This is a genomic window from Embleya sp. L77 (assembly GCF_055557415.1).
Genome location: NZ_CM145709.1, coordinates 5779578 through 5801355, shown reverse-complemented (window position 1 = coordinate 5801355; position 21778 = coordinate 5779578). Strand labels below are relative to the sequence as shown.

Genomic DNA, 21778 nt, shown 5'->3' with positions numbered 1-21778 from the left:
GCTATGAGCATGCCCGGCGACACCGCGTCGAGGGCCCACCGAAGGGATCACCACCATGAGCGCCTCGTCCTCCTCGCCCGTCTCCCCCGCCTCGGCCGGCTTCGACACCCGGGAAATGGAGATCATCCACCGCGGGCTGCGCCGCGAATCGCGCCTGCTGATCGAGTTGATCGCCGCCGTCGCGCCGGGCGACACCGCCCGGGCCAAGGTGCTCGCCGACCACTTCGACCTGTACCGGCTGGGCCTGCACGGGCACCACACCGGCGAGGACGAGCTGCTGTGGCCGCCGCTGCTGGCGCGCGTCGACCTGGAGGCGGACCTGGTGTTGCGGATGGAGGCCCAGCACGAGCGGGTGGCCGGCTCGCTGACCGCCGCCGGGGAGCTGATCGCGGCGTGGGCGGCGGGCGCCGGGGCCGCCGAGCGCGACGCGGTGGTGGCGGCGCTGGTCGAGCACCGCGCGGCGCTGGTCGAGCACCTCGACGAGGAGGAGGCCGAGCTGCTTCCGCTCGCCCAGCGGCTGCTGACGAAGCAGGAGTGGCAGGCGATGGGCGACCACTTCGTGGAGACCACGCCCAAGCCGCAGATCCTGCTTCTGCTGGGCGTGGTGCTGGAGGATGCGGACGCCGTCGAGCGGGCCACGATGCTCGGTGCGCTGCCGCTCCAGGCCCGGCTGATCTGGCACCTGGTCGGCCGCCCGATGTACGCCCGCACCGTCCGCCGTGTCCGGGGGTGAACGGCCGAGCGCGAACGCGTCGCCGCGCTGCGGGTGCACCGTCCGCCGCGTCCGGGGTGAACACCACGCCCGCCGGGCGGCGAATCCGCTCCCGCCGGGCGGCGCGGCCCATCTCCCGCGCGCTCTCGGGCACGAGTGCGGCCGATTGGGTTGGATGGCCCCATGACCACCGCACTCGCCCTTCATTCCGCGCTGTCCCACCCCGAGTTGCTCGCCGAACCCGTGGCCCGTGCCCTGGCCGGTTGGCCGGCCGAGTCGGCCGGCCTGGTCGAGGTCGCCGCGATCGATCCCGAACTGGCGGACACCGCCGCGTTCTGCGCCCGCTACGACGTGGCCCCGGCCGATGGCGCGAACTGCGTGGTGATCGCCGCCAAGCGCGGCGGTACGGTCACCTACGCGGCGTGTCTGATCACCGCCACCACCAGGGCCGACGTGAACGGCCTGGTCCGCCGGCACCTGGACGCCCGCAAGGCGTCGTTCGCCCCGGTGGACGCGGTGCTCGCCGCGACCGGGATGCAGTACGGCGGGATCACTCCGATCGGGCTGCCCGCGGGCTGGCCGATCCTGATCGACGCCGCCGTCGCCGCCCATCCGCGCATCGTGGTCGGTTCCGGGATCCGCGGCTCGAAGCTGTGGGTGCCCGGCCGGCTGTTGGCCGAACTCCCGGGCGCGGAAGTGCTGCCCGACCTCGGGGTCCCCTTGTCCTGATCGTCGGGCCGTCCCGCCCGCGCCGATCCGGGCGGGACGACCGCGCCGTCAGCAGTGGTGCGTGAACAGGTTCAACCCGACCCCCGAGGGCACCGGAACGGGCATCTCCTCGACGGGCGGGTACACCGTGCGGCCCGCCTTGATCGTCTCCTCGACGGTGATCGCCGCGATCGCCTCACCCGGCACCGTCGCCGGATTCGCGCTCAGGATCACCAGGTCGGCCAGCTTGCCCACCTCGATGCTGCCCTTGTCCGCCTCCTCGCCGTACTGGTAGGCCGCGTTGATGGTGATCGACCGCACCGCGTCCGCGCCCGACACGCACTGGTGCTTGCCGAGCGTCATGCCCTTCCGGGTCTTCCGGGTGACCTGGCTCGACAGGATCGCGAGCGAACTCGGCCGGGCCACCGGCGCGTCGTGGTGCGAGGTGTAGACCATGCCGCGGGCCAGGGCCCATCCCGCGGGCGAGATGTCGAGGGCGCGTTCCTCGCCGAGCACCGTCTCGTAGTACCAGTCGCCCCAGTAGAACGTGTGCATCGAGAAGAACGACGGGATGATGCCCAAGCGGCGGAACTCCTCGATCTGGTCCTCGCCCGCCGTCTGACAGTGGATGCCCGTCGTGCGCCGATCGGCCGGCCTGGCCTCCTTGGTGGCGGTCTGCACGCAACGGATCAGCTGGGCGATCGCCTCGTCGCCGTTGACGTGCGCGATCACCTGCCAGCCGTATGCGAAGCCGGCCCGGACCTGGTCGAGGGCGACCTCCTCGTCCAGGGTCGGGTAGCCGCAGTAGTCGTCGCCCAAGTCCCCCGGCGGAGTCTTGTACGGCTTGCGCAGCCAGGCCGTCCGACCCTGCGGCGAGCCGTCCAGATGCAGCTTGATCCCGGCCGCCCGCAGGCCGTTCACGTACTCCGCGCTCGCCTCGACCAGATGCGGCGTCTTGATCGCGTCGGCCGCCTTCACGTAGACGACGACGTCCAGGGGCAGCGCCTTGGCCGCGGCCAGTGCCCGCAGGTCACCCAGCACCGCCAACTCCGCGGCGCCCTCCTGCACGGTCGTGAAGCCGTAACTCGCCGCCGCCTTCAGACCCTTGTCCAGGAAGCGCGCCCGGTCCTGTTCGGCGATGCCCATGATCGCGCGGCCGGAGGCGGGAAGCAACGCGGTCTCCTCCAACACCCCGTCCGGCTCGCCGAACGGCAGAACCGACTCGTCACCGCGTCGGATCCGCCCGCCCTTGGGATCCTTCGTGGCGGCGCTGTACTCCAGGACCTCCAGCCCCTTGCTGTTCACCGCGCCCAGATGGAACGACTGGTGGATGGCCAGCACCGGCCGCTCCATGGAGACCCGGTCCAGGTCCACCCGGGTCGGATGCGACTCGCCGTCCAGCAGCGCGTCGTCGTAGCCGAAGCCGACGATCCACGCGGATCGCCGGCCGACCTCACCGTCGGCGAACTCGCGCAGCTTGCGCACGATCGTGTCGATGTCCCCGACGTCGCCGTCCGGTTCGGGAAGCAGGTCGGCGATCGTCTCCTGGAGGCCGGTGCCCACCACGTGGCCGTGCGGGTCGATGAAGCCGGGCAGCAGCGCCCGGCCGGCCAGGTCGTACAGCAGGGTCGTGGGCCCCCGCCACTGCGCGAGCGCCTCGTCCAGGTCGCCGACGAAGGCGATACGGCCGTCCTTGACGGCGACCGCCTCGGGTCGTGCACCGGCCTCCCCGACGATCTCCCTCGGTCCGGGCCCGCCCGCCACCGTCTCGATTTCGCCGCCGTGGAAGATCACCTCGGCCGGGCCGGATCCGGCTCCCGTACCCGCTTCCGCGCCCGTCTCCGGCGCGAATCCCTCGGACATCGCCGCTCACCCTGTCCTTCGTTGCATCGACGATCGTGTCGCTACGCAGTCTGTCGGCGACGGACCGTCACATCGAAGGCGAAATTCGGACATCCTGTGCTTGTCGGGTGGACCCGGGGGCCGACCGGCGGGCCGGCCGGCACCGGGCCGACGCGGGCCGACCGACCGGCCGGGCGCCCGCTATCCCGTCGGCATGCCCCCGCGATCCCCGCGCAACAACTCCGCCAACCCCTGCCGGGTCGCCGCCAGCACCACCCGGTCGGTCGATTGGAGGAGGTAGCCCGGGTGCAGTTCCCACACCAGATCGCGCTGCGGCGCCGCGTCGGTGCCCAGATCGGCCCGGCGGTCCGCCGGATCGGCCACGTCCAGCGCGAGCACCCGCCACATCCCGGCCCGAAACGATTCCGCCACCGTGCGGCCCTGCAATTCCGGGCGGCCCGCGACCTCGATCGCCGCGAACAGCAGCACCTCGCGCTCCACCGAGATCGCGCCCAGGATCTGCCGACCCATCACGGCGCCGGCGAAGGCCGGCGCGGAGAGCGAGGACACGCTGCGGCTGCGGGTGATCGCGTTCGGGTAGGACTCGCGCAGCGTCCCGTTCACCGTCCTGGCGAAGTCGTCGTCGAACAGCCGTAACACCACCCGTAGTTCCGGATCCACCTCGCGGGCGTACAGGGCCGCCTCCAGGTTGATCGCGTCGTCGCTGGTCAGGGCGAGCAGTGCCCGGCTGGTGCCGATGTGCGCGGCCTCCAGGACACCCTCGCGGGTGACGTCGCCGATCACCACCGGCACCCGGCGCGCATGCGCGGTGGTGATGCCCAGCGCCTGCGGGTCGCGTTCCACGCACACGACCCGAACGCCCAGGTCGCACAGCCGATCCAGCACGCGCGTGCCGATCTTGCCCAGGCCCAGCAGCACCACGTGGTCGGCGATCGCCCGCGGCGGCGGACGCTGGGTGGTCGCGGTCCGGAAGGTGCCCAGGCTCTCCAGCACCACCGCGAACAGCACCGGCAGCAGGGCCAATCCGGCGAGTCCGGACAACACCTGGACGATCTGGCGCCCGGTGCCCTCGCCGAGCGCCGGTTCGCCCATCCCGAAGACGTCCAGGATCGAGCGATAGGCGGCCCGCAGCGGTGGGTCCCCGGTGACCCACCAGGTCAGCCCGGCGAACACGAAGAGCAGCGCGACCAGGCCGAGGATCGCGTAGCGCAACCGCCGCGGGAACAGCGTCGCGACGGGCAGTCCCGGCGGCAACCGGGGCCGGTTGACCGGCGGCGCGGGGCTCTCCTCCAGGCTGATCGTCTCCAGGACGGTACGGCCCCGCGTGGCCCGGCCGGCGGCAGCCGCGGCGTCGTCGGGCAACAACTCCGGGCTGCCGCCCGGCTCGTCCGAGGCCAGCGCGAGCGTGTACAGGTACGGCGCGGGGTCGCGCTCGTCGGCGGGTCGCTCGGCCGCGCGCAGCAGCAGCCCGTCGGCCTGGACGACCTTGCCCGCACCGGCGATCGCGGCGGCGACCAGGACCGGGGTGGCGGTGTCCGCGTCGGAGAGCACGGTCGTGGTCACCTCCCCGGCCGAGCCGTCGCCGACCCGGGCCGCCACCGCCCGGTCGAGCAGTTCCTGCAGATGCCGGCCCAACTTGCGGTTGTACAGCCGCACCACGAGCCGGATCCGCGGATTGATCCGCCGGGCCCGCAGCGCCGCGTGGATGTTGGCCCGGTCGTCGCGATAGACCAGCGCGAGCGCCGACGCACCCGACACCCCCGCCGAGCGCAGCGCGTCGTCGGTCGGCTCGGCGGCCTCGACCACGGACACCGAAAGTCCGCCGCCGCGCGCCAGATCATCGATCTGTGGACCGTGGTTGCGGTGCACCGAGGGCAGCAGCACGGTCACATGTTCCCCGTAGACGTGCGCGAGTTCGTACGACAGCCGCTGGGCGAGCGCATCGTCGCCGCACACCACGAGGTGGCCGGCCCGAGGCGGAGGAGTCGGATGATGCGGAAGTGTCGACACACCCCCACCCTGCCTGCCGGGCCCTCCCCCCGTCAGCCCCTATCCGCCCGTCCTCCCCGAACAGGCACCCCTCACCGCCGACCGTCGCCTACGTTGCCGAAGTTTCCGAAATCAGCAGGTCCAGCACGCTCGGCAGCCCCCCGGCCACGAACGCCTCACGCTGCCGATCGGCCCCCGTACCCTGCACGATCATCCGATCCACCAGGGCGAACACCCGTGTGGTGTCCCCGAATTCGTCCAACACCGGAGTGACGTGCGCGAGCAGTTCGCCGACCAGATCACCGGCCTGCACCCGCCGGGCCGCTCCCGCCGGCCCCACCGGCCCGAACAGATCCCCGTCCAGGCCGTCCCGGGCCGCCAACCAGCAGGCGGCGCGCAGCAGTTCCTGGTCGGGTGCGGCGTAGGTCACCTTCTCGTCGTGCTGGTGCAGTGCGGTGACCACCAGTGCCCGGACCAGCCCGGCCAGCATCACCGCATCGTCCGCCCGCAACTGCACGTCCGGACAACGGATCTCGATGGTGGGAAAGCGTTCCGACAGCCGCACCTGCCAATACACCTGACCGCGGTCCAGCATCACCCCCACCGCGAGCAGCGCGTCCACCCTGCGTTCGTACTCCTCCAGGTCCACGAACACCGGGGGTTGCCCCTCGACCGGCCAGCGTGCGTAGTGGATCGTGCGCCAACTCGCGAACCCGGTGTCCACCCCCTGCCACAGCGGCGAGTTGGCGCCCATCGCGACCAGCAGCGGCAACCACGGCCGGATCCGGTTGACGACCTGCACCCCCGTCTCCCGGTCCGGCACCGCCACATGCACATGCATTCCGTGGATGAGCTGCACGTCGGCCAGACGTCGGGCGTTCTCCGCGATCGCGAGATAACGCGGATGCTCGCTGATCTCCATCGGTTTCCCGTTGCCCGCGGGCGCGGTCCCGCAGGCGACCATCCGACAGCCGATCCGCTCGGCCGCCGCCGACAGTTCGTGCCGCATCCGGTACAGGTGCCCGCCGATCTCGTCGAGCGAGGAGCACACCGGCGTCGCCACCTCCAACTGTGCCTTCAGTAACTCGGGCTGCACGTCGCCGAGGTCGAACCCGGGCCGCAGACCCACCTCGGCCCGGACCCGCTCGGCCGCCGGTACCGGCAGTCCGCTGACCGGGTCCACGAGCAGGTACTCCTCCTCGACACCCAGGGTGGTCATCACCGAACCGTCCTTTCGAGCGGGCGAACCCGCCGGGCCTGGCCTCCGCCTGGACATGACCCGTCCGCGGCCGGTAGTGCGCCACGATCGCACCCTGCCACCCATCGGCCCCGGGAATGCCCCGGAACCCCACCAGGTAGGGCGGATCGCGACGCAGTACGTGCTCGACCAAGCTCCGGACAGGCCGTACTACTCGGGAGGACTCGATCGGTTGTACCCGTAATCACCGCGGGTGGACACGTCCACCCGGGTCCGCGTCCGGGCGAGACCGCCTCGCGGCGGGGCCGGCGCGCCCGATGTCCGGACGCTGTGATGGGGTGGAACCCGCAAGCGGAACGGGCGAGTACGGGGTGAGTGGTGTCACGGGTACAGGTCGCGAACAAGGCCCTTCTGATCGGACTGCTGTCGGAGGGTGCCGCCGTCGGCGACCTCGGCCGGATCCGCCATCGCGTCGGCGACGACGTGATCGGCGCCCTCCTGGGCGACCGGCCGACACCGGGCGTGCGGGCGCTCGCCGCCCGTGACCCCGACCCGTGGGTCCGCCGCAATCTCGCGCGCAACGGCAGGCTGCTCACCCCCGTCGACCTGGCCGCGCTCCTGGAGCAACCGGACCCGGTGGTCGACCGGATCGTCTACGCACATCCCGAGGCCGCCGGCTGGATGCGCCGGGCCGTGCTCGCCCCCGGCCGCTACACCGAGACTCCGCATCCGTTGACCGCGCTGCACGAGGAGTTGCTCGCGCAGTCCGCGGAGGGGGAGCCGCCGCGCGGCCCGGCCGCCGCCGTGGTCGCCGAACGACCCGATCTGGTCGCGCACGCGCTGCGCGTGTGTGCCGGCACCCTGACCGCCGCCGAGGAACTGCGCGGCCTGTTGTCGCTGAGCCGGCACGGCGGCGCCGACCTGCTGCCCGAGGCATTGCGCCACGTGCGGCCCGAGGTGGCCGCGCTCGCCGCCCGGCCGGCCGAGACGACCGATGCCGCCGGCGACGCAACCGACGCGCAGGTCGCCGTGCTTGCCGCCGCGGTGGCCGAGGCCGAGGGTCCCGCCGGGCTGATCGCCGAATTGCGCGCCGGGGTTCATCCGTCGACCTGGCGTCGGGAGATCGACTGGGCCGCGCTGTTGGTCGAGCACCGGCGCGAACCGCTGCCGGAGGCCGCCGCCGCGCTCCTGGCCGCCGACCCGGACTGCCCCGACGACCTGCTCGTCGCGCTGTACACCGCGCATCCGGCGGCGGTGGGCCCGGTGGCCCGGCCGGCGCTCGCGGTGCTGCGGGCGGCGATCGGCACCCCCCGGCACCCCGCGCTGACCCGGATCGCCGCGCTCACCCGCGACCTGGCCGAGCCCGCCGATGTGGCCCGGGTGCTGAACGAGGTGAGCCCCGCCCGGACGGCGGTCGCCGCGCTGATCGAACTCCCGGACTGCAGCGAATTGCGCGAGTTGTCGCACCGATACCTGGGCGCCCACGCGGACCGCTGGAACACCCTGCGTGCGGTGTTGCCCCGGCACCGCGACGCGCTGCCGGCCCTGCTGGCGGGCATCGCGGCGGGCACCGTCACCGGGCCGCCGGAGCAGGTCGGCGGCCCGCCACCGACGTTGACCAAGCCGTTCCGGCACCTGCTCGTCTCGGCCGACCCGGACGACCTGCGCGCGTTGTTGCCCGAGCTGGCCGACGGCCTGGTGCGCGACCTGCTCTCCAGCGGCGTTCTCCCGCAGCACGTGCGCGAGGCGGCGATCACCTCGACCGACCCGCGCGCGTGGGAGGCGCTGGCCCGCAATATCGGCCTGGACATCCGCGAACTCGACCGCCTGGTCGCCAAGCAGGTCCCGGCCGTGGACGCCGCCGCGTATCTCGGCATGCGCTCGACCCCGTCGTTGCGCCGCACCATCGCCCGACGCACACCGCTGGACCCGGGCCTGCGCGGCGATCTGCTCGCACACGGCGACCGGCGCACCCTGCTTCCGCTGGTGGCTTGCGGCGAACCGGAACTGGCCGCGCGGGCCCTGGGGTTCGGCTGCCGCAAGGTCGCCCAGCAGTACGCCTACATCAAGGTGTGGGAGCGGCACGGCCCGGACGGCGTACGCACGCTCCTGGACACCACCGGGACCGGCACCGCGGCGCAGATCCGCAAGCGGGTGGAGGCCGCGCTCAAGGCCGAGGACGGCCTGGCCGACCTGCGCGCGAGCGGCGAACCGTACGAGGATCCGGCCACGTTGCCGCAGCGCTTCCAGAGCCGGACCAGCCGCACCACGGTCCGCGACCTGGTGCACGAGCCGTACGCGCACGATTTCCCGCTGCTGATGGCGGCCAACCGCGAGCAGCCGTTCGCCTACGAAGCGATCGACGACCTGATCCGACACGAGCACGCCACCGACGAGGATCGGGCGTACCTGCGCCTGGCGATGGTCAACGCCCTGCGCACGCACGTGCGCCGGGCGATCGACACCCCGCCGCTGGAATGGTTGCGCACCGAGTCCTTCGACCGGGACGAGCGCTGGGTGAACGAGGCGGTGGAGCACGGTCTGCTGGATCCGGTCCGGCTGGTCGACGTGGCCCACCCGGCGCAGGCCGTGGTGGCGTCCGCGCACGGGTTGAACCCGGAGACCGTGCTGGCTCCGCTGCGGGCCCGACTGGCCGAGCTGACCCGAGAGCATCTCGCGGGCCACACCGACGCGTTGGCCGTCGCGGTCGCCATGGTCGACGGGTTCGCCGGGTCGCTCGCCGAGCTGATCGTGCTGGCCGGCCAGGCCGCGGGTCCGCGTCCCGGGGCCGAGGAATTGGCTCGTGCGGACGCCGTCGCGCTGGAGATCGCGCGGCGCGAGGCGGCCGAGACCGCGAGCGGGGAGCAGGTCTCCGCGCCGGAGCCGGCGGTCCGCCGCCGTGCGGCCCGGCCCGTCGAGCAGGATCGCACGTCCCGGCTGGTGGCGGTGCATCTGCTGCGCACGATGGCGGCGGGTTCCGCTTCGGGCCCGGAATCGGGGCCGGAGTCGATTCCGGTGCCCACGGATCCGAGCGTGCTCGCGGCGCTGGCCTCGGTGCGGATCATCGACGCGCCGGGCTTCGAATACCCGAGTTGGCTCTACGAGGCGTGCTTCGGCAGCGATTCGGTGGAGCCGCGCGTGGCCCTGGGGCGCCGGGTGTTCGACGAGTCGGTGGCCAACGACCTGATCGACCTCGGCGAACCCGAGGTGTTGGCGGCGATGGCCGAGAACAAGGACCTGGAGGAGCCGACGAGGGATCGCATCGCCTCGATCCTGGCCGGCACCCCCGCCGAACGCCCGGAGCAGTACCCGACGAAGGACACCTGGCCGGGCCCGGCCAAGCCCGCTTCGTTTCTGAGTTGGATCGGCGAGTACTACGAAGCAAAGCGTGGCGGCGGCGACTTCCTGGCCGAGGGTGTCTACCGGCACGGCATCGTCGGACCGATCGAGGTGCTCGGCGTGCTGCCCGCGCGGACCCTGACCCCGCTGCCCAGGAGGTGGCAATCGCGGGTCCTGGCGGGTCCGCTGAACCGGGCGGTCGATGCGCTGGTCGCCGAGCGGCTGGGCGTGGACCCGGACCGCTGGCTGGCCGCGCTGCTCGCGATGGGTTCGGCCGGCGACCGCCCGTTGCCCGAACTCCTCGACGCGGCCGTGAAGTCGGCGGCCGACGGCGGTGGCGACGGTGCCGGCGATTGGCGGCCGGTCCGGTCGCCGATCACCATCGAGTTCGCCGCGGCCCACGCGAACTCGTGGCGGATATCGCGCGGTTGGCAGTGGCCGGCGGGCGATTTGCTGCTGCGCGCGTCACCCGAGGCGCTCGCGGTGCTGCTGCCCCGCTTCGGCGAGCACGCCTACCCCACGCTGTCGGCGTACGCACGCCACGTCGAGCACTATTCGCCCGCGCTGGACGAGTACCCGTTCCTGGCGAACGACCGGGCCGGACTGCGGATCCTCGCGGCCCGGCACCGCGATCCCGTGGTCCGGAACCGGCTGTTGCGGCTGGACGACCCGGAGTTGAACGCGGACCTGTACGGGTCACCGCTGGTGCGCGAGGACGTCGCGGTACGCCGTGCGGTGTTGTCCCGGGTACCACAGGGTCGGCCCGCGAACGGGCCCACGGATCTGCTCCCGCTGGATCCGGCGTTGCGCGAGCGGTTGTCGGCCGACCATCGACCCACCGCGTCGGTGCTGCCGGCGCTGCGGGTCAAGGTCGAGGCGGCCGACCCGGAGCTGATCGAGCACGCGCTGCGTCAGTTGGGCAAGAAGGCATCGCTGCTGGAACGACTCCTGGGCCTGCGGGGCCTGTTGCGGTACGGCGGCGCGGACCGGATCGGCGGGCTGGTGGAGCAGGGCGTGCTCGGCGCGACCGCCGGCCGAGTGGTGCTCAAGGCACTCGCGACGGCCGATCCGGACGCGGTGCTCACCGAGCGGATCGACCGCGAGCGGGCCGCCGACAAGCTGGTGGCCAAGCTGCGCAGGTGCTTCGGGACAGCCGAGACCAACGAGGTGCTCGACCTGCCGTATCTGCGCGACTGGGACCTGATCGTCGCCGAGCACGAGCGGGAGCCGTTCCCGACGGCGGTGCTGAACCGCCTCGTGCTCCAGCCGGACTCGCCCGCGCGACTGATCGAACTGGGCCCGGTGCACTACCAGGTGGCCCGCACCGCCGCCGCCCTGGACCCGGAGCAGGCGCGTGCCTCGGTGGCCTTCGGGGGCAGCGCCCCCGGCGACGCCGCCTGGTACACCCACCTGGACGACCTGGTCACGGCCGGCCTGCTGACCGGCCACGACCTGGTCCACGTCGCCCGCGGCGCCGGCTCGGTGCTGCGCTGGATCGCCGAGGCCGGCCACCGCGTCGGCGTCGAACCCGCCATCCGCGCCGCCGCGGACGAGGCCCGCGCGGAGATCGCCGCACTGCTCGAAGCCCACCCGGGCACCGACCCGACCCGATGGCCCCGAATCTTCGCCGCCCTCGCCGGCTGCGACCCCACCTGGTCCCCGGAAACCCCTGGCTCCACCATCGAGGCCCTCTTGACCCGCTGACCTGCCGACCCGCCGACCCACCGACCCGCCGACCCGCCGACCCGCCGACCCGCAGCCGAACGCGAACCGGTTTCGGGGAACGGGTCCCCGCGCGGTCCGCGTTCCGCCCGGCGAACCCCGTCGGGCGCGACCTGGACCGTTCGGGGGACCCGGCGTGTACCGGGCGGCCGGGCCGACCACGTTCACCCCATGGCCGATCTGCCGGTGTATCCGCCCATGCTCGCCACCACGGGCGCGCTGCCGCCGGCCGCCGAGGACGATCGCTGGGCGTACGAGACGAAGTTGGACGGTCAACGGTGTGTCGGCTACCTCCCGGGGGACGGCACGGTGGTGTTGCGTTCGCGCTCGGGAGCGGACATCACCGCGGCCTATCCCGAGTTGCACGCACTGCGCACGGTGCTCGGTACCCGCTCGGCCGTGCTGGACGGCGAGGTGGTCGCCTTGGACGAGCGCGGACACAGCGACTTCGAACGCCTACAGCCCCGGATGGCACTGGTCGATCACCCGGCCGAGGCGGCTCGGATGCGCGACCGGGTGCCCGTGCGGCTGCTGCTGTTCGACGTGTTGTTCCTGGCCGGCCGGTCGCTGATCCACCGCCCGTATGCCGATCGGCGCCGGACGCTCGAAGGGCTCGAACTGCGTGGCCCGCACTGGTCGACACCGGCCGCACTGGTCGGCCACGGCGAAACCGCGCTCGCGGCGACTCGGGCGGAGGGACTGGAGGGGCTGGTCTGCAAGCGCCTGGACTCGGTGTACACACCCGGCCGGCGCTCGCCGAACTGGGTGAAGATCCGGCACGTGCAGACCCTGGACGTGATCGTGGGCGGCTGGCTGCCCGGGCGCGGTCGGCTCACCGGGTTGCCCGGCGCGCTGCTGGTGGGGGTGCGCGAGGAGGGGCTGTTGCGCTACGTCGGCGCGGTGGGCTCCGGCTTCGGCGATCGGGATCGGGAAGCGCTCGGCGAGTTCCTGCGGGTGTCCGCGACCGACACGTGTCCGTTCACGCCGCGGCCGCCGGTGGTCGGCGCGCGCTGGGTGTTGCCGCGGCTGGTCGGCGAGGTCCGGTACGCGATGCGCACCCGCGCGGGCCTGTTGCGCCACCCCTCCTGGCACCGCCTGCGCCCGGACCTGGCCGAGGACTGAATCGCACCCGCCCGGCCGAGCGAGCCCCGCACCCGGCGGGCCGGGTCCGCGAGCCGCCTGCCCGGTGGAAACCCCGGAGAAAGCCCCGTGGGCGCCGCTGGACGCCGCTGCTCGCTGCGAACCCTGCGCTCCGGTGACGCCTATGGCAGCCGGCCGGTCGTCTCCGCGGCGAGCAGCGGCGCGAACCCGTCGCCGTCCCGCTCCACCCGCTCCAGCACCTGCGCCGGGCCGAACACCAGGTCCGCGTCCGACTCGATCTCGGCCCAGGACACCGGCGTCGACACGGTCGGTTCGGGCTGCGCGCGCAGCGTGTACGGCGCGGCGGTGGTCTTCGCACTCGCGTTCTGGCTCCAGTCCACGAATACGTGGTCGGTGCGCAGGTTCTTGGCCATCCGGTGCACGACCAGTTCGGGGTACTCCCGCTCCAGGCGCACCGCGAGCGCCTTGGCGTACGCGCCGACCGCCGCCTCCGGTGTCGGTTCCAGGGCCGCGTACAGGTGCAATCCCTTGCTGCCCGAGGTCTTGACCACGCAGGTCAGCCCGTCCGCCGCGAGCAGGTCACGGGCCAGCAGCGCGACCCGGCGGCACTCGGGCAGGCCCGCGCCGGGCCCGGGGTCCAGATCGAGCACGAGCCGGTCGTGGCCGTCCGGGTCGGCACCCCACTGCGGCACGTGGAGTTCGATCGCGGACAGGTTGGCCACCCACATCAGGGTGGGCAGCGAGTCGACGTCGACGTGCCGCCTGTTCTCGTCCCGGCCGATCACCTCGATCGTGCGCACCCAGTCGGGCGCGCCCGCCGGCACGTTCTTGTTGTAGAAGCGGCCGCCGCCGTCCACACCGTGCGGAAAGCGGATGAACGTGGCCGGGCGTCCGGTGACGTGCGGGAGCAGGACCGGGGCGAGCCTGGCGTAGTAGTCCAGCGCCTGGCCCTTGGTGTATCCGGTCTGGGGCCACCACACCTTGTCCAGGTGGGTGAGCGTCAGCGAGCGTCCCTCGACTGTCGTGGCGATGCGGTCCGGCATACCGGAAAGGTCCCCCGATGCGGTGTTTCGATGCATCGGGTCGACCGATCGCCGATGCGCCGCACGGGATCGGGCGATCGCCGGGTCGGCCTCGCGGACCTCACTCGGCCGGGAAGGCCGCCACCCGCTCGTCCAGGGGCACCGGTTCCTCGTCGATCCCGTCCGCCGAACCGCTCGCGAAGCGGGCGCACACTCCTCGGCACGCGAAGGTCTGCCGCCCCTCCACGTGTCCGACCGGCACCGCGTCGTGCGCGGGTCGCTCCGCCGTGGCCCGCAGGTCGCGGCCGCACATCGTGCAGGCCAGACCGTAGGTCATCTCGACCGTGGTCTCCGGTCGAGCGCTTCGGCGGTGTCCCGCGATCGAGTGCTGTGAGTACATGGGTTCGAATCCTCTGGTCGGTCTGGTGCGCGGATGTCCGGATCGCCGCAGACGACGCCGCCATGGATGACGGCATACGAGGTGCCCTCGGTCTCCCCAAAGTACTCCTACCGTTGCGCCGTCCAGACCCCTGCGCAAAATCGTTTCGACGACCCATCGCGCCCGATCGGGTACGCGGCGCACCGACCCGATTCCGGGCGCGGCGACGGGGCCCGTCGCCTGGACGGGCCCCGTCTCCGGTGGTTCGACGACGCGTCGGCTACCAGCGGTACCAACGCCCGCGACGACCACCCGCGCCGGCGCTGCGGAAGACGAACCCGAGGGCCCACAGCACCAATACGATGATGGCTATCCACCAGAGGGCCTTGAGGGCGAATCCTGCACCGAACAGGATCAAAGCGAGCAAAAGCACTACAAGCAGCGGAATCATCTTGAACCACCTCCGCCCGGACGTCTGCCCCGGAAGTTTTGGTTCACGCGGTGTGGTCGCAAAGTTATTCGAGGGCGCCTGCGTCGCCGCTCGGCGCCGGCTCCTCGGCGCGCGCCGGCACACCCGCACGCAGGTCCGCCGCCACCCGCGCACCGATCTCCCGGACCACGCGCGCGAACAGTTCGACGTCCGCCGCGGTGGTTCGCCAGTTCACGATCGCCGGTCGCAGCGCGACCCGGCCCTCGTACACGGTGGTGCCGGCGTACACCCGACCGTCCTCGTTGAGTTCGGCGCCGAGCCGGCGGTTCAGCTCGTCGAGTTCGGCCTCGCCGAGCGCCGCGTCCGGGCGGTGGCGCAGGCACACCACGCACAGCCGGACCGGGGCCAGCAGTTCCAGATCCGGGGCCTGCTCGACCAGCGTGCCGAGGTGGATCGCCAGGTCGTGGTGCCGCTCGATCATCGCCCGGTATCCGGACCTGCCGTACGCGCGCAGCGTGGCCCAGATCGGCAACGCCCGGGCCCGGCGCGAGGATTCCGGCCCCAGTGCGGCGTAGTTGAGGTGCGTGTCGCCGGCACCGGGCAGGTACGGGGCGTTCCACGCGCCGAACGCCCTGCCCATCAGCTCGGCGTCGCGCACGAAGGCGAAACCGCTCTCGTAGGGCACATTGAGCCACTTGTGCCCGTCGGAGGCCACCGAGTGCGCCCGCTCGACGCCGCGGACCAAGTGGCGCAGCCGTGGCGAGACGCCGGCGAACAGGCCGAACGCGCCGTCCACGTGCAGCCACGCGCCGTAGCGCCGGGCCAGGTCGGCGAGCGCGTCGATCGGGTCGAAGTCGCCGGTGTCGACCTCGCCCGCGGTGGCGATCAGCACCGCGGGTCCGTCGATCTCGATCAGCGCCCGCTCCATCGCGTCGATGTCCACCCGGCCCGCGGCATCGCGTGCGCACACCCGCAGCGTGTCCCGCCCGCAGCCCAGGATCTGCAGCGCCTTGCGGTTGCTGGGATGCACGTATCCGCTCGCCAGCACCGGCATGGTCGGCAGTCCGGCGAGCCCGTCGGCGCTCACGTCGACGCCGTGCTGCCCGGCCCACCAGTGGCGCGCGCAGGTGAGCGCGGTGAGATTGGCGAGGGTGGCGCTCGGGGTGAGCACGCCGCCGTACGCGTCGGGCAGCCCGAACAGGTCCTTGAGCCAGCCGAGCACCACCGTCTCGGCCTCGGTCGCGAGCGGCGACGCGGCCCACAGCCCGCCCGCCTGGTCCAGCAGCGCGGTGATCCAGTCGCCGGCCTGGGCGGCGGGCGTGGCGCCGCCGACGACGAAGTGGAAGAACCGGGGCCCCGAGGACTGCATCGCGGCGCGGGTGCCGATGTCGAGCAGTTCCTCGACGCCGGCCAGCGTGCCGTCGCCGCGCTCGGGCAGCGGTCCACCCAGCCGGTCGAAGAGCACGTCGGCGGCCGGATCCCGGACCGGCAGCTCGGGAAGCGCCTCCAGATAGGGCCCGGCGGCCCTGGCCACCAGGTCGAGGGCGGGCCGGGCGAGGTCGCGTTCGTGGAGGGGGTCAGCCATACCGGCAGGGGATCATGCGAACCCGGTCCGCGTCGAGTATTTCCGTACCGGGCAAGGACGTTGACGGTTCATCAGGGCCTCGGAGCGTGGGCGTGCGCGGGGCTGGGGAAGATCCGCCCGGGGGCCGATGACCTCTACCTGGAGGAAGCGTGGCAACCGAGATCGAGCGGACCCATCACCGAGGCGGCGACCTCGACGAGATCCGGCAGGTGCTGCTCGACGTCTATGCCGAGGTGTACGCGGCCGAGCTGGACCGCCCCTTCCACTCGGTGCACAGCTTCGCGGAGCGGTTGGCCGGCTATGCCGCCGCGCCGGGCTTCGAGTGCGTCGTGGGCTGGAGTCGGGACGTCCCGGTCGGCTACGCGTTCGGCTACACGCTCCAGGCCGGTGCGCGCTGGTGGATCGGACTGACCCATCCGGTACCCGCGGTGGACATCGAGGAGGACGGCCGGCGCACGTTCGCGCTCAACGAGCTGATGGTCCGCGAACCGTGGCGCGGTTCGGGCGCGGGCGCACCATTCACGACACGCTGCTGGCGGCCCGGACCGAGCAGCGGGTGACCCTGCTGGTGGATCCGACCCACCCGAGGGTCCTCGCGCTCTACGAGCGGTGGGGCTACCGGGTGCTCGGTGACCTGCGACCGGCCTGGCCGGACGCGCCGCTGCTCACGGCGCTGCTGCTCGACCGAAGCTGACCCCGCGCCGAGAAGCCTGCCGGCAAGAAGCTTGCCTCTGTTTAGTTTCAGCGCCCGTGCGTAGGGTGCGCGCCATGAGTGACGCGACCGCGAACAAGCGGCTGATCGAGCAGTTCTGGCAGGACCTGTACGCCCGCGACTTCGCCAAGGTCGCGGCCTATTTCGCCGCCGACGGCCATTACACGGACGTCGCCGCGCCCGGTCCCGGCGCGACCGGGCCGGCCGCCGTCGAGGCCCGGCTGCGGCTGGGCCTGGCGATGCTCACCGGCTACATCCATCACCACAGGAGCACCGTCGCGGAAGGCGATCTGGTGGTCACCGAACACGCCGAGGAGTGGCACTGGGAGAGCGGCGAACAGGTGGTCCTGCCGTTCGTGTCGATCCACGAGTTCCGGGACGGGAAGATCGTGCGCTGGCACGACTACTGGGACTTCGGCACGCTGATGAACGCCGCGCCGCAGTGGTGGCTCGAACACGTCGCCAAGGGTTACGCGCAGGGCGCCTGACGGGCGTCGCCCACGCCGGGAAGGTCGGGCCGCGCGGCACCCCGGTGACCGCCGAGGCATTCCCGGGAAGCCATCTCCCGCGAGCCGCCCGTGACCTCGGTCGCGGGCGGTTCGCGCCCGTGCGGCCGGCGGGTGGGCGTCGTGTGCGCCCGCGGGCGGCCGGGACGCGGGTCAGGGGCGGGGTTCGATGCGCTCGACCACGGTGTCGGCGATCTGCTCCAGCATCGCGATCTGCTCCGCGCTGAGCAGGTCGATCAGGTTCCGTCGGACCGAGGCGACGTGCCGCGGCGCGGCCTCCTCGATCACCCGCAGCCCCTCGGCGGTCAGCACGACCTCGGCGCCGCGCCCGTCCCGCGCGCACTCCTCGCGGCGGACCAGGCCGCGCTGCTGCATGCGCTTGACGTGGTGCGACATCCGGCTCTGCGACCACAACATGCGTTCGGCCAACTCGCCCAGCCTGCGCCGATGCCCGGCCGCCTCGGAGAGTTCGGACAGCACGTCGTAGTCGGGATCGGACAGACCCGAGTCGACGGCCAGATCACGAGCCACCCGGGTGTCCACGAGCAGCCGCAATCGCCGATATCCCCGCCACGCGCGCTGCTGCCCCGGGTCGAGCCAGGGCGTCTCCTCGATACGGGCCATGGCCACCAATCTAGCAGCTACTTGACATGTCATGCACTTGCCCGAGACGATCTACATGACACATCAACTACTTCCGCCGACTCGACGTCCGCAAGGTTCGTGACGTACGCGCCGGCGGTGTGGCCAGGAAGGCCCGATGCTCCGTGAGCACCCTCGATCGCCTGCCGAATCGGTTGGTCCGGCTGTTTCTCGGCCTGGCCCTGTTCGGCGTCGGCATCGCGCTGATGGTGCGGGCACGGCTGGGCCTGGACGCCTGGAACGTGCTGCACGAAGGCGTCGCGGAGCGCACCGGGCTGCCGTTCGGGGGGATCGTGATCGGCACCGCCGTCCTGGTGCTGCTGCTGTGGATCCCGCTGCGGCAACGACCCGGGATCGGCACGATCGCCAACGTCGTGGTGGTCGGCCTGGTGGTGGACGCGTTGCTGGCGCTGCTGCCGGCGCCGGAGAACCTGCCGCTGCGGGTGGGGCTGCTGGTCGCGGCGATCGTGGTGACCGCGATCGCCACCGGGCTGTACATCGGCGCCGGCCTGGGCCCGGGCCCGCGCGACGGGCTGATGACCGGGTGGGCCGCCCGCGGCCACTCGATCCGGGTGGGCCGCACCGTGATCGAGGCGAGCGTCCTGCTGGCGGGTGTGCTGCTGGGCGGGACGGTCGGCGTCGGCACGGTCGTGTTCACCCTCTCCATCGGGCCACTGGCCCACTGGTTCCTGCCCCGGCTGACGCTGAGGCCCGTAACGAAGGCGAGCCCGCACCCATGGACACGGAACTCCTCGGCACCGACCGACGCGGCGTCCTCACCACCCTCAAGCGGGACGGCCGCCCCCAGCTCTCCCCGGTCTCCTACCTCTGGGAGCCGGACCGCCGGTTGATTCGCATCTCGGCCACCGCGGACCGGGCCAAGACCCGCAACCTCGCCCGCGACCCGCGCGCGAGCTTCCTGGTCACCGCTCCCGACTACGCCGGCTACCTGGTCGCCGAGGGCCGCGCCGAGATCGGCGCCGAATGCCGCTCCCCCGACGATCCGACGGCCGACGATCTGGTCGAGGTCTACCGCCGGATCGTCGGCGAGCACCCGGACTGGACCGAGTACCGCGCCGTGATGGCCGCGGAGCACCGCGTCGTCATCCGCATCACCGTCGAGCGCACCTACGGCTGGTCCCGCACCTGAGCCATGCCCGAAAACGTCGCGCCCCCGGGCCACACGGGGGGTCCGGGGGCGCGACCCGCGCGGTCCAGAGGCCCGCGCCGACGACCCGGCACTGCGGGTGCCCGGCGGGCCGTGGCGCGCGCCGCCCGCACCGGCGCCGTGGCGGTGCGTGATGCGCGAGTGCCCGAACGCCGGCGCGCCCGGGCCCGCGGGCGCGGGAATTGGTCCAGGTCCCGGCACGACGTAGAGTTTCGCCGGGGTTTTGTGGTGGCGGCGAACACAGGAAACGGCAACGGCGATGACAGCGAGTAGCGAGATTCAGGCGGACACGAGCGTGGCGGAGGGGATCGACCCCGCGCGTATGGAGCTGTGCCTGAGCGTGCTCGCCGAGGTCGAGAACCTGGACGTCGAGCACCCGGACGCGGTGCGGATCCGGCGAGCCACCGCCGCCATCTACAAGAGCGTCAAGGAGCGGCGGCGCAAGGAGCGCCGGGACCGGGTGATCGCCAACGACGAGGCGGTCACCGCCGCCACCGCGACGGGCGCGCCGGGGCGGATCGACGACGAGACGCTGGGCATCGCCCTGACCACGGTCACCACGACCGAGATCGCCGGCGTGCTCGAACGCGCCCGAGCCTGCTACATCTGCAAGAAGCGCTACCGCGAGGTGGACGCCTTCTACCACCAGCTGTGTCCCGAGTGCGCCGCCGAGAACCGGGCCCGCCGCGACCAGCGCACCGACCTGACCGGGCGCCGCGCCCTGCTCACCGGCGGCCGGGCCAAGATCGGCATGTACATCGCGCTGCGGCTGCTCCGCGACGGCGCGCACACCACGATCACCACCCGCTTTCCCAACGACGCCATCCGCCGGTTCGCCGCGATGCCGGACAGCGCGGACTGGCTGCACCGGCTCAAGATCGCCGGGATAGACCTGCGCGACCCGGCCCAGGTGGTCGCCCTGGCCGACTCGGTGGCCGAGGCCGGGCCGTTGGACATCCTGATCAACAACGCCGCACAGACGGTCCGCCGGACCCCGCAGGCGTACGCCGCGTTGGCCGCCGCCGAGGCCGCGCCGCTGCCGGCCGGCGAGTTGCCGGAGATGGTCTCGTTCGGCCACATCGGCGGCAGCGGCCACGTGTTGCTGCCCGGCCAGTCCCGCTCGGAGGACCAGGCGCTGACCCCGCAGGCACTCACCGCGCTCGCGCTGACCAGCGGCTCGGCCTCGCCGGCCCGGATCGAGACCGGCACCGCGATCGACGCGGGCGGCCTGGTGCCCGACCTGGACCCGGTGAACAGCTGGACGCAGCGGGTGCACGAGGTGGACCCGGTCGAACTGCTCGAAGTGCAACTGTGCAACGTGACCGCGCCGTTCGTCCTGGTCAGCCGGCTGCGCCCGGCGATGGCCGCGGCCAAGGCCCGCCGCAAGTACGTGGTCAACGTGTCCGCGATGGAGGGCCAGTTCAGCCGCGGCTACAAGGGCCCGGGCCACCCGCACACCAACATGGCCAAGGCCGCGCTGAACATGCTGACCCGCACCAGCGCCGAGGAGATGCTCTCCGACGGCATCCTGATGACGGCCGTGGACACCGGCTGGATCACCGACGAGCGCCCGCACCCGCAGAAGATGCGGCTCGCCGACGAGGGCTTCCACGCGCCGCTCGACCTGGTCGACGGCGCCGCGCGGGTGTACGACCCGATCGTGCGCGGCGAGGCCGGCGAGGACCTGTACGGCTGCTTCCTCAAGGACTACGCACCGGCCGCCTGGTAGGCCGCCCACCTGCGCTTTCCGGCCCCGGCGAAGGTTTTCGCCGGGGCCGGTCCGGGTTCGGTCGGCAATCCTCGAAAAAAACTTTCGGCGACGTTGAACCCTCTTCGACCCCTCCCCCGTACTGCTGGATGTCGACGCGCAACGAGGCTCGCGCAACGACCGGCACCAGCGCCGGCCGACTCGGGAACGGAACCAGAAACCCGTCTCCCGTACCGGCGTTCGTCAAAACCATCGATCATCTCCCGGGGGTTCACCATGCCTGTTTTCAGCACTCGCGGCATCGCCGCCGTCGCCATCGCCGGTGCGCTCGGTCTGGGTCTGTCCGCCTGTGGCGGCGACTCGAAGGACGACGGCAAGGCCGCCGACAACACCCCCCAGCAGTCCCGGCCCGCGCAGACCACGCCCGGCACCCCCGCCGCACCCGGCCAGAGCGCGAACGGCACGGCGGGCAAGGCCGTGCTGAAGGCGGGCACCGACGCCAAACTCGGTGCGATCGTCACCGACGACGCCGGCTTCACCCTGTACCGCTTCGACAAGGACACCGCCAAGCCGGCCAAGTCGAACTGCGACGGCGACTGCCTCGTGAAGTGGCCCGCGGTCACCACCACCGGCGGTGTGACGGTCAACGGCATCGAGCAGTCCGCGGTCGGCAGCGTCACCCGCAGCGACGGCAGCACCCAGGTCACCATCGGCGGCTGGCCGGTCTATCGGTTCGCGGCCGACGCCAAGCCCGGTGACACCAAGGGCCAGGGCGTGAACGGCACTTGGTTCGCGGTGACCCCCGACGGCAAGAAGGCCGGCACCGCCACGAGCACGGCGCCGCAGACCGACAAGCCCTCGACCGGCAGCGGCGGTTACGGCAACTGATCGACCCGAGCACCGGCGGCCGGCTCGCGCCGTCGATGGCAGCCCCGGCTGTGCGGCACGTCGATCGAGACACCGTCCCGGCCATCGCCTTCCCGGGCGATCGCCG

At 72.6% G+C, this 21778-nt stretch carries 19 protein-coding genes; 11 read left to right on the top strand and 8 right to left on the bottom strand.

Annotated features, from left to right (window positions below; all coding sequences use genetic code 11):
- Positions 1-55: 55 nt before the first annotated feature.
- Together ACZOOI_RS24810 and ACZOOI_RS24805 are read left to right on the top strand one after the other, a co-directional pair.
- Positions 56-733, top strand: coding sequence for a hemerythrin domain-containing protein (locus ACZOOI_RS24810; protein ID WP_465277896.1), 678 nt, complete (start codon positions 56-58; stop codon positions 731-733).
- 162 nt (positions 734-895) lie between these two features.
- A complete protein-coding gene (locus tag ACZOOI_RS24805) occupies positions 896-1441 on the top strand; it encodes a YbaK/EbsC family protein (RefSeq protein ID WP_465277895.1) in 546 nt (181 codons plus the stop codon).
- A gap of 48 nt (positions 1442-1489) precedes the next feature.
- Here the strand turns inward: ACZOOI_RS24805 and ACZOOI_RS24800 are convergent, their stop codons facing one another.
- The 3 genes from ACZOOI_RS24800 to ACZOOI_RS24790 form a co-directional block, all read right to left on the bottom strand.
- Positions 1490-3283, bottom strand: a complete 1794-nt coding sequence (locus ACZOOI_RS24800) for an amidohydrolase (RefSeq protein ID WP_465277894.1) — start codon at positions 3281-3283, stop codon at positions 1490-1492.
- 180 nt (positions 3284-3463) lie between these two features.
- The gene (locus tag ACZOOI_RS24795; protein WP_465277893.1) at positions 3464-5293 is read right to left on the bottom strand and encodes an NAD-binding protein; all 1830 of its coding nucleotides are present in this window, start codon (positions 5291-5293) and stop codon (positions 3464-3466) included.
- 88 nt (positions 5294-5381) lie between these two features.
- Positions 5382-6491: a carboxylate-amine ligase gene (locus ACZOOI_RS24790; RefSeq protein WP_465277892.1), complete on the bottom strand. Its 1110-nt coding sequence runs from the start codon at positions 6489-6491 to the stop codon at positions 5382-5384.
- A gap of 357 nt (positions 6492-6848) precedes the next feature.
- On the opposite strand from ACZOOI_RS24790, the gene ACZOOI_RS24785 reads away from it, so the two are divergent.
- Together ACZOOI_RS24785 and ligD (ACZOOI_RS24780) are read left to right on the top strand one after the other, a co-directional pair.
- A complete protein-coding gene (locus ACZOOI_RS24785) occupies positions 6849-11513 on the top strand; it encodes a hypothetical protein (protein ID WP_465277891.1) in 4665 nt (1554 codons plus the stop codon).
- Between the two features lie 189 nt (positions 11514-11702).
- Positions 11703-12653: a non-homologous end-joining DNA ligase gene (gene ligD / locus ACZOOI_RS24780; RefSeq protein WP_465277890.1), complete on the top strand. Its 951-nt coding sequence runs from the start codon at positions 11703-11705 to the stop codon at positions 12651-12653.
- A gap of 140 nt (positions 12654-12793) precedes the next feature.
- Here ligD (ACZOOI_RS24780) and ligD (ACZOOI_RS24775) read toward each other — a convergent pair whose 3' ends face one another.
- The 4 genes from ligD (ACZOOI_RS24775) to ACZOOI_RS24760 all read right to left on the bottom strand — a co-directional run bounded on the left by ligD (ACZOOI_RS24775) (position 12794) and on the right by ACZOOI_RS24760 (position 16048).
- The gene (ligD, locus tag ACZOOI_RS24775; RefSeq protein WP_465277889.1) at positions 12794-13675 is read right to left on the bottom strand and encodes a non-homologous end-joining DNA ligase; all 882 of its coding nucleotides are present in this window, start codon (positions 13673-13675) and stop codon (positions 12794-12796) included.
- Between the two features lie 100 nt (positions 13676-13775).
- Entirely contained in the window at positions 13776-14054 is a 279-nt protein-coding gene (locus ACZOOI_RS24770; protein ID WP_465277888.1) for a hypothetical protein, read from the bottom strand.
- A 259-nt stretch (positions 14055-14313) separates the two neighbouring features.
- Entirely contained in the window at positions 14314-14484 is a 171-nt protein-coding gene (locus ACZOOI_RS24765; RefSeq protein ID WP_391587688.1) for a DUF5670 family protein, read from the bottom strand.
- Between the two features lie 64 nt (positions 14485-14548).
- Positions 14549-16048 carry a pyridoxal phosphate-dependent decarboxylase family protein gene (locus ACZOOI_RS24760; RefSeq protein WP_465277887.1) on the bottom strand — a complete coding sequence of 500 codons (1500 nt, stop codon included), beginning with the start codon at positions 16046-16048 and terminating at the stop codon, positions 14549-14551.
- A 149-nt stretch (positions 16049-16197) separates the two neighbouring features.
- On the opposite strand from ACZOOI_RS24760, the gene ACZOOI_RS24755 reads away from it, so the two are divergent.
- From ACZOOI_RS24755 to ACZOOI_RS24745, 3 genes are all read left to right on the top strand, one after another.
- The gene (locus ACZOOI_RS24755; protein ID WP_465277886.1) at positions 16198-16608 is read left to right on the top strand and encodes a hypothetical protein; all 411 of its coding nucleotides are present in this window, start codon (positions 16198-16200) and stop codon (positions 16606-16608) included.
- Positions 16605-16742, top strand: coding sequence for a hypothetical protein (locus tag ACZOOI_RS24750; RefSeq protein ID WP_465277885.1), 138 nt, complete (start codon positions 16605-16607; stop codon positions 16740-16742). Before ACZOOI_RS24755 ends, ACZOOI_RS24750 begins: the two co-directional genes overlap by 4 nt.
- Positions 16743-16816: 74 nt before the next feature.
- The gene (locus ACZOOI_RS24745) at positions 16817-17248 is read left to right on the top strand and encodes a nuclear transport factor 2 family protein (RefSeq protein ID WP_465277884.1); all 432 of its coding nucleotides are present in this window, start codon (positions 16817-16819) and stop codon (positions 17246-17248) included.
- 171 nt (positions 17249-17419) lie between these two features.
- On the opposite strand, the gene ACZOOI_RS24740 is transcribed toward ACZOOI_RS24745, so the two are convergent.
- Entirely contained in the window at positions 17420-17890 is a 471-nt protein-coding gene (locus ACZOOI_RS24740; protein ID WP_465277883.1) for a MarR family winged helix-turn-helix transcriptional regulator, read from the bottom strand.
- 143 nt (positions 17891-18033) lie between these two features.
- Between ACZOOI_RS24740 and yczE the strand changes: the two genes are divergently transcribed.
- From yczE to ACZOOI_RS24720, 4 genes are all read left to right on the top strand, one after another.
- Positions 18034-18759, top strand: a complete 726-nt coding sequence (gene yczE / locus ACZOOI_RS24735; RefSeq protein WP_465277882.1) for a membrane protein YczE — start codon at positions 18034-18036, stop codon at positions 18757-18759.
- Positions 18645-19058 carry a PPOX class F420-dependent oxidoreductase gene (locus ACZOOI_RS24730; protein ID WP_465277881.1) on the top strand — a complete coding sequence of 138 codons (414 nt, stop codon included), beginning with the start codon at positions 18645-18647 and terminating at the stop codon, positions 19056-19058. Before yczE ends, ACZOOI_RS24730 begins: the two co-directional genes overlap by 115 nt.
- A gap of 277 nt (positions 19059-19335) precedes the next feature.
- On the top strand, positions 19336-20805 hold the full coding sequence (locus ACZOOI_RS24725; protein ID WP_465277880.1) for an SDR family NAD(P)-dependent oxidoreductase: 1470 nt from the start codon (positions 19336-19338) through the stop codon (positions 20803-20805).
- Positions 20806-21060: 255 nt separating this feature from the next.
- Positions 21061-21672 carry a hypothetical protein gene (locus ACZOOI_RS24720; protein WP_465277879.1) on the top strand — a complete coding sequence of 204 codons (612 nt, stop codon included), beginning with the start codon at positions 21061-21063 and terminating at the stop codon, positions 21670-21672.
- Positions 21673-21778: the final 106 nt, after the last annotated feature.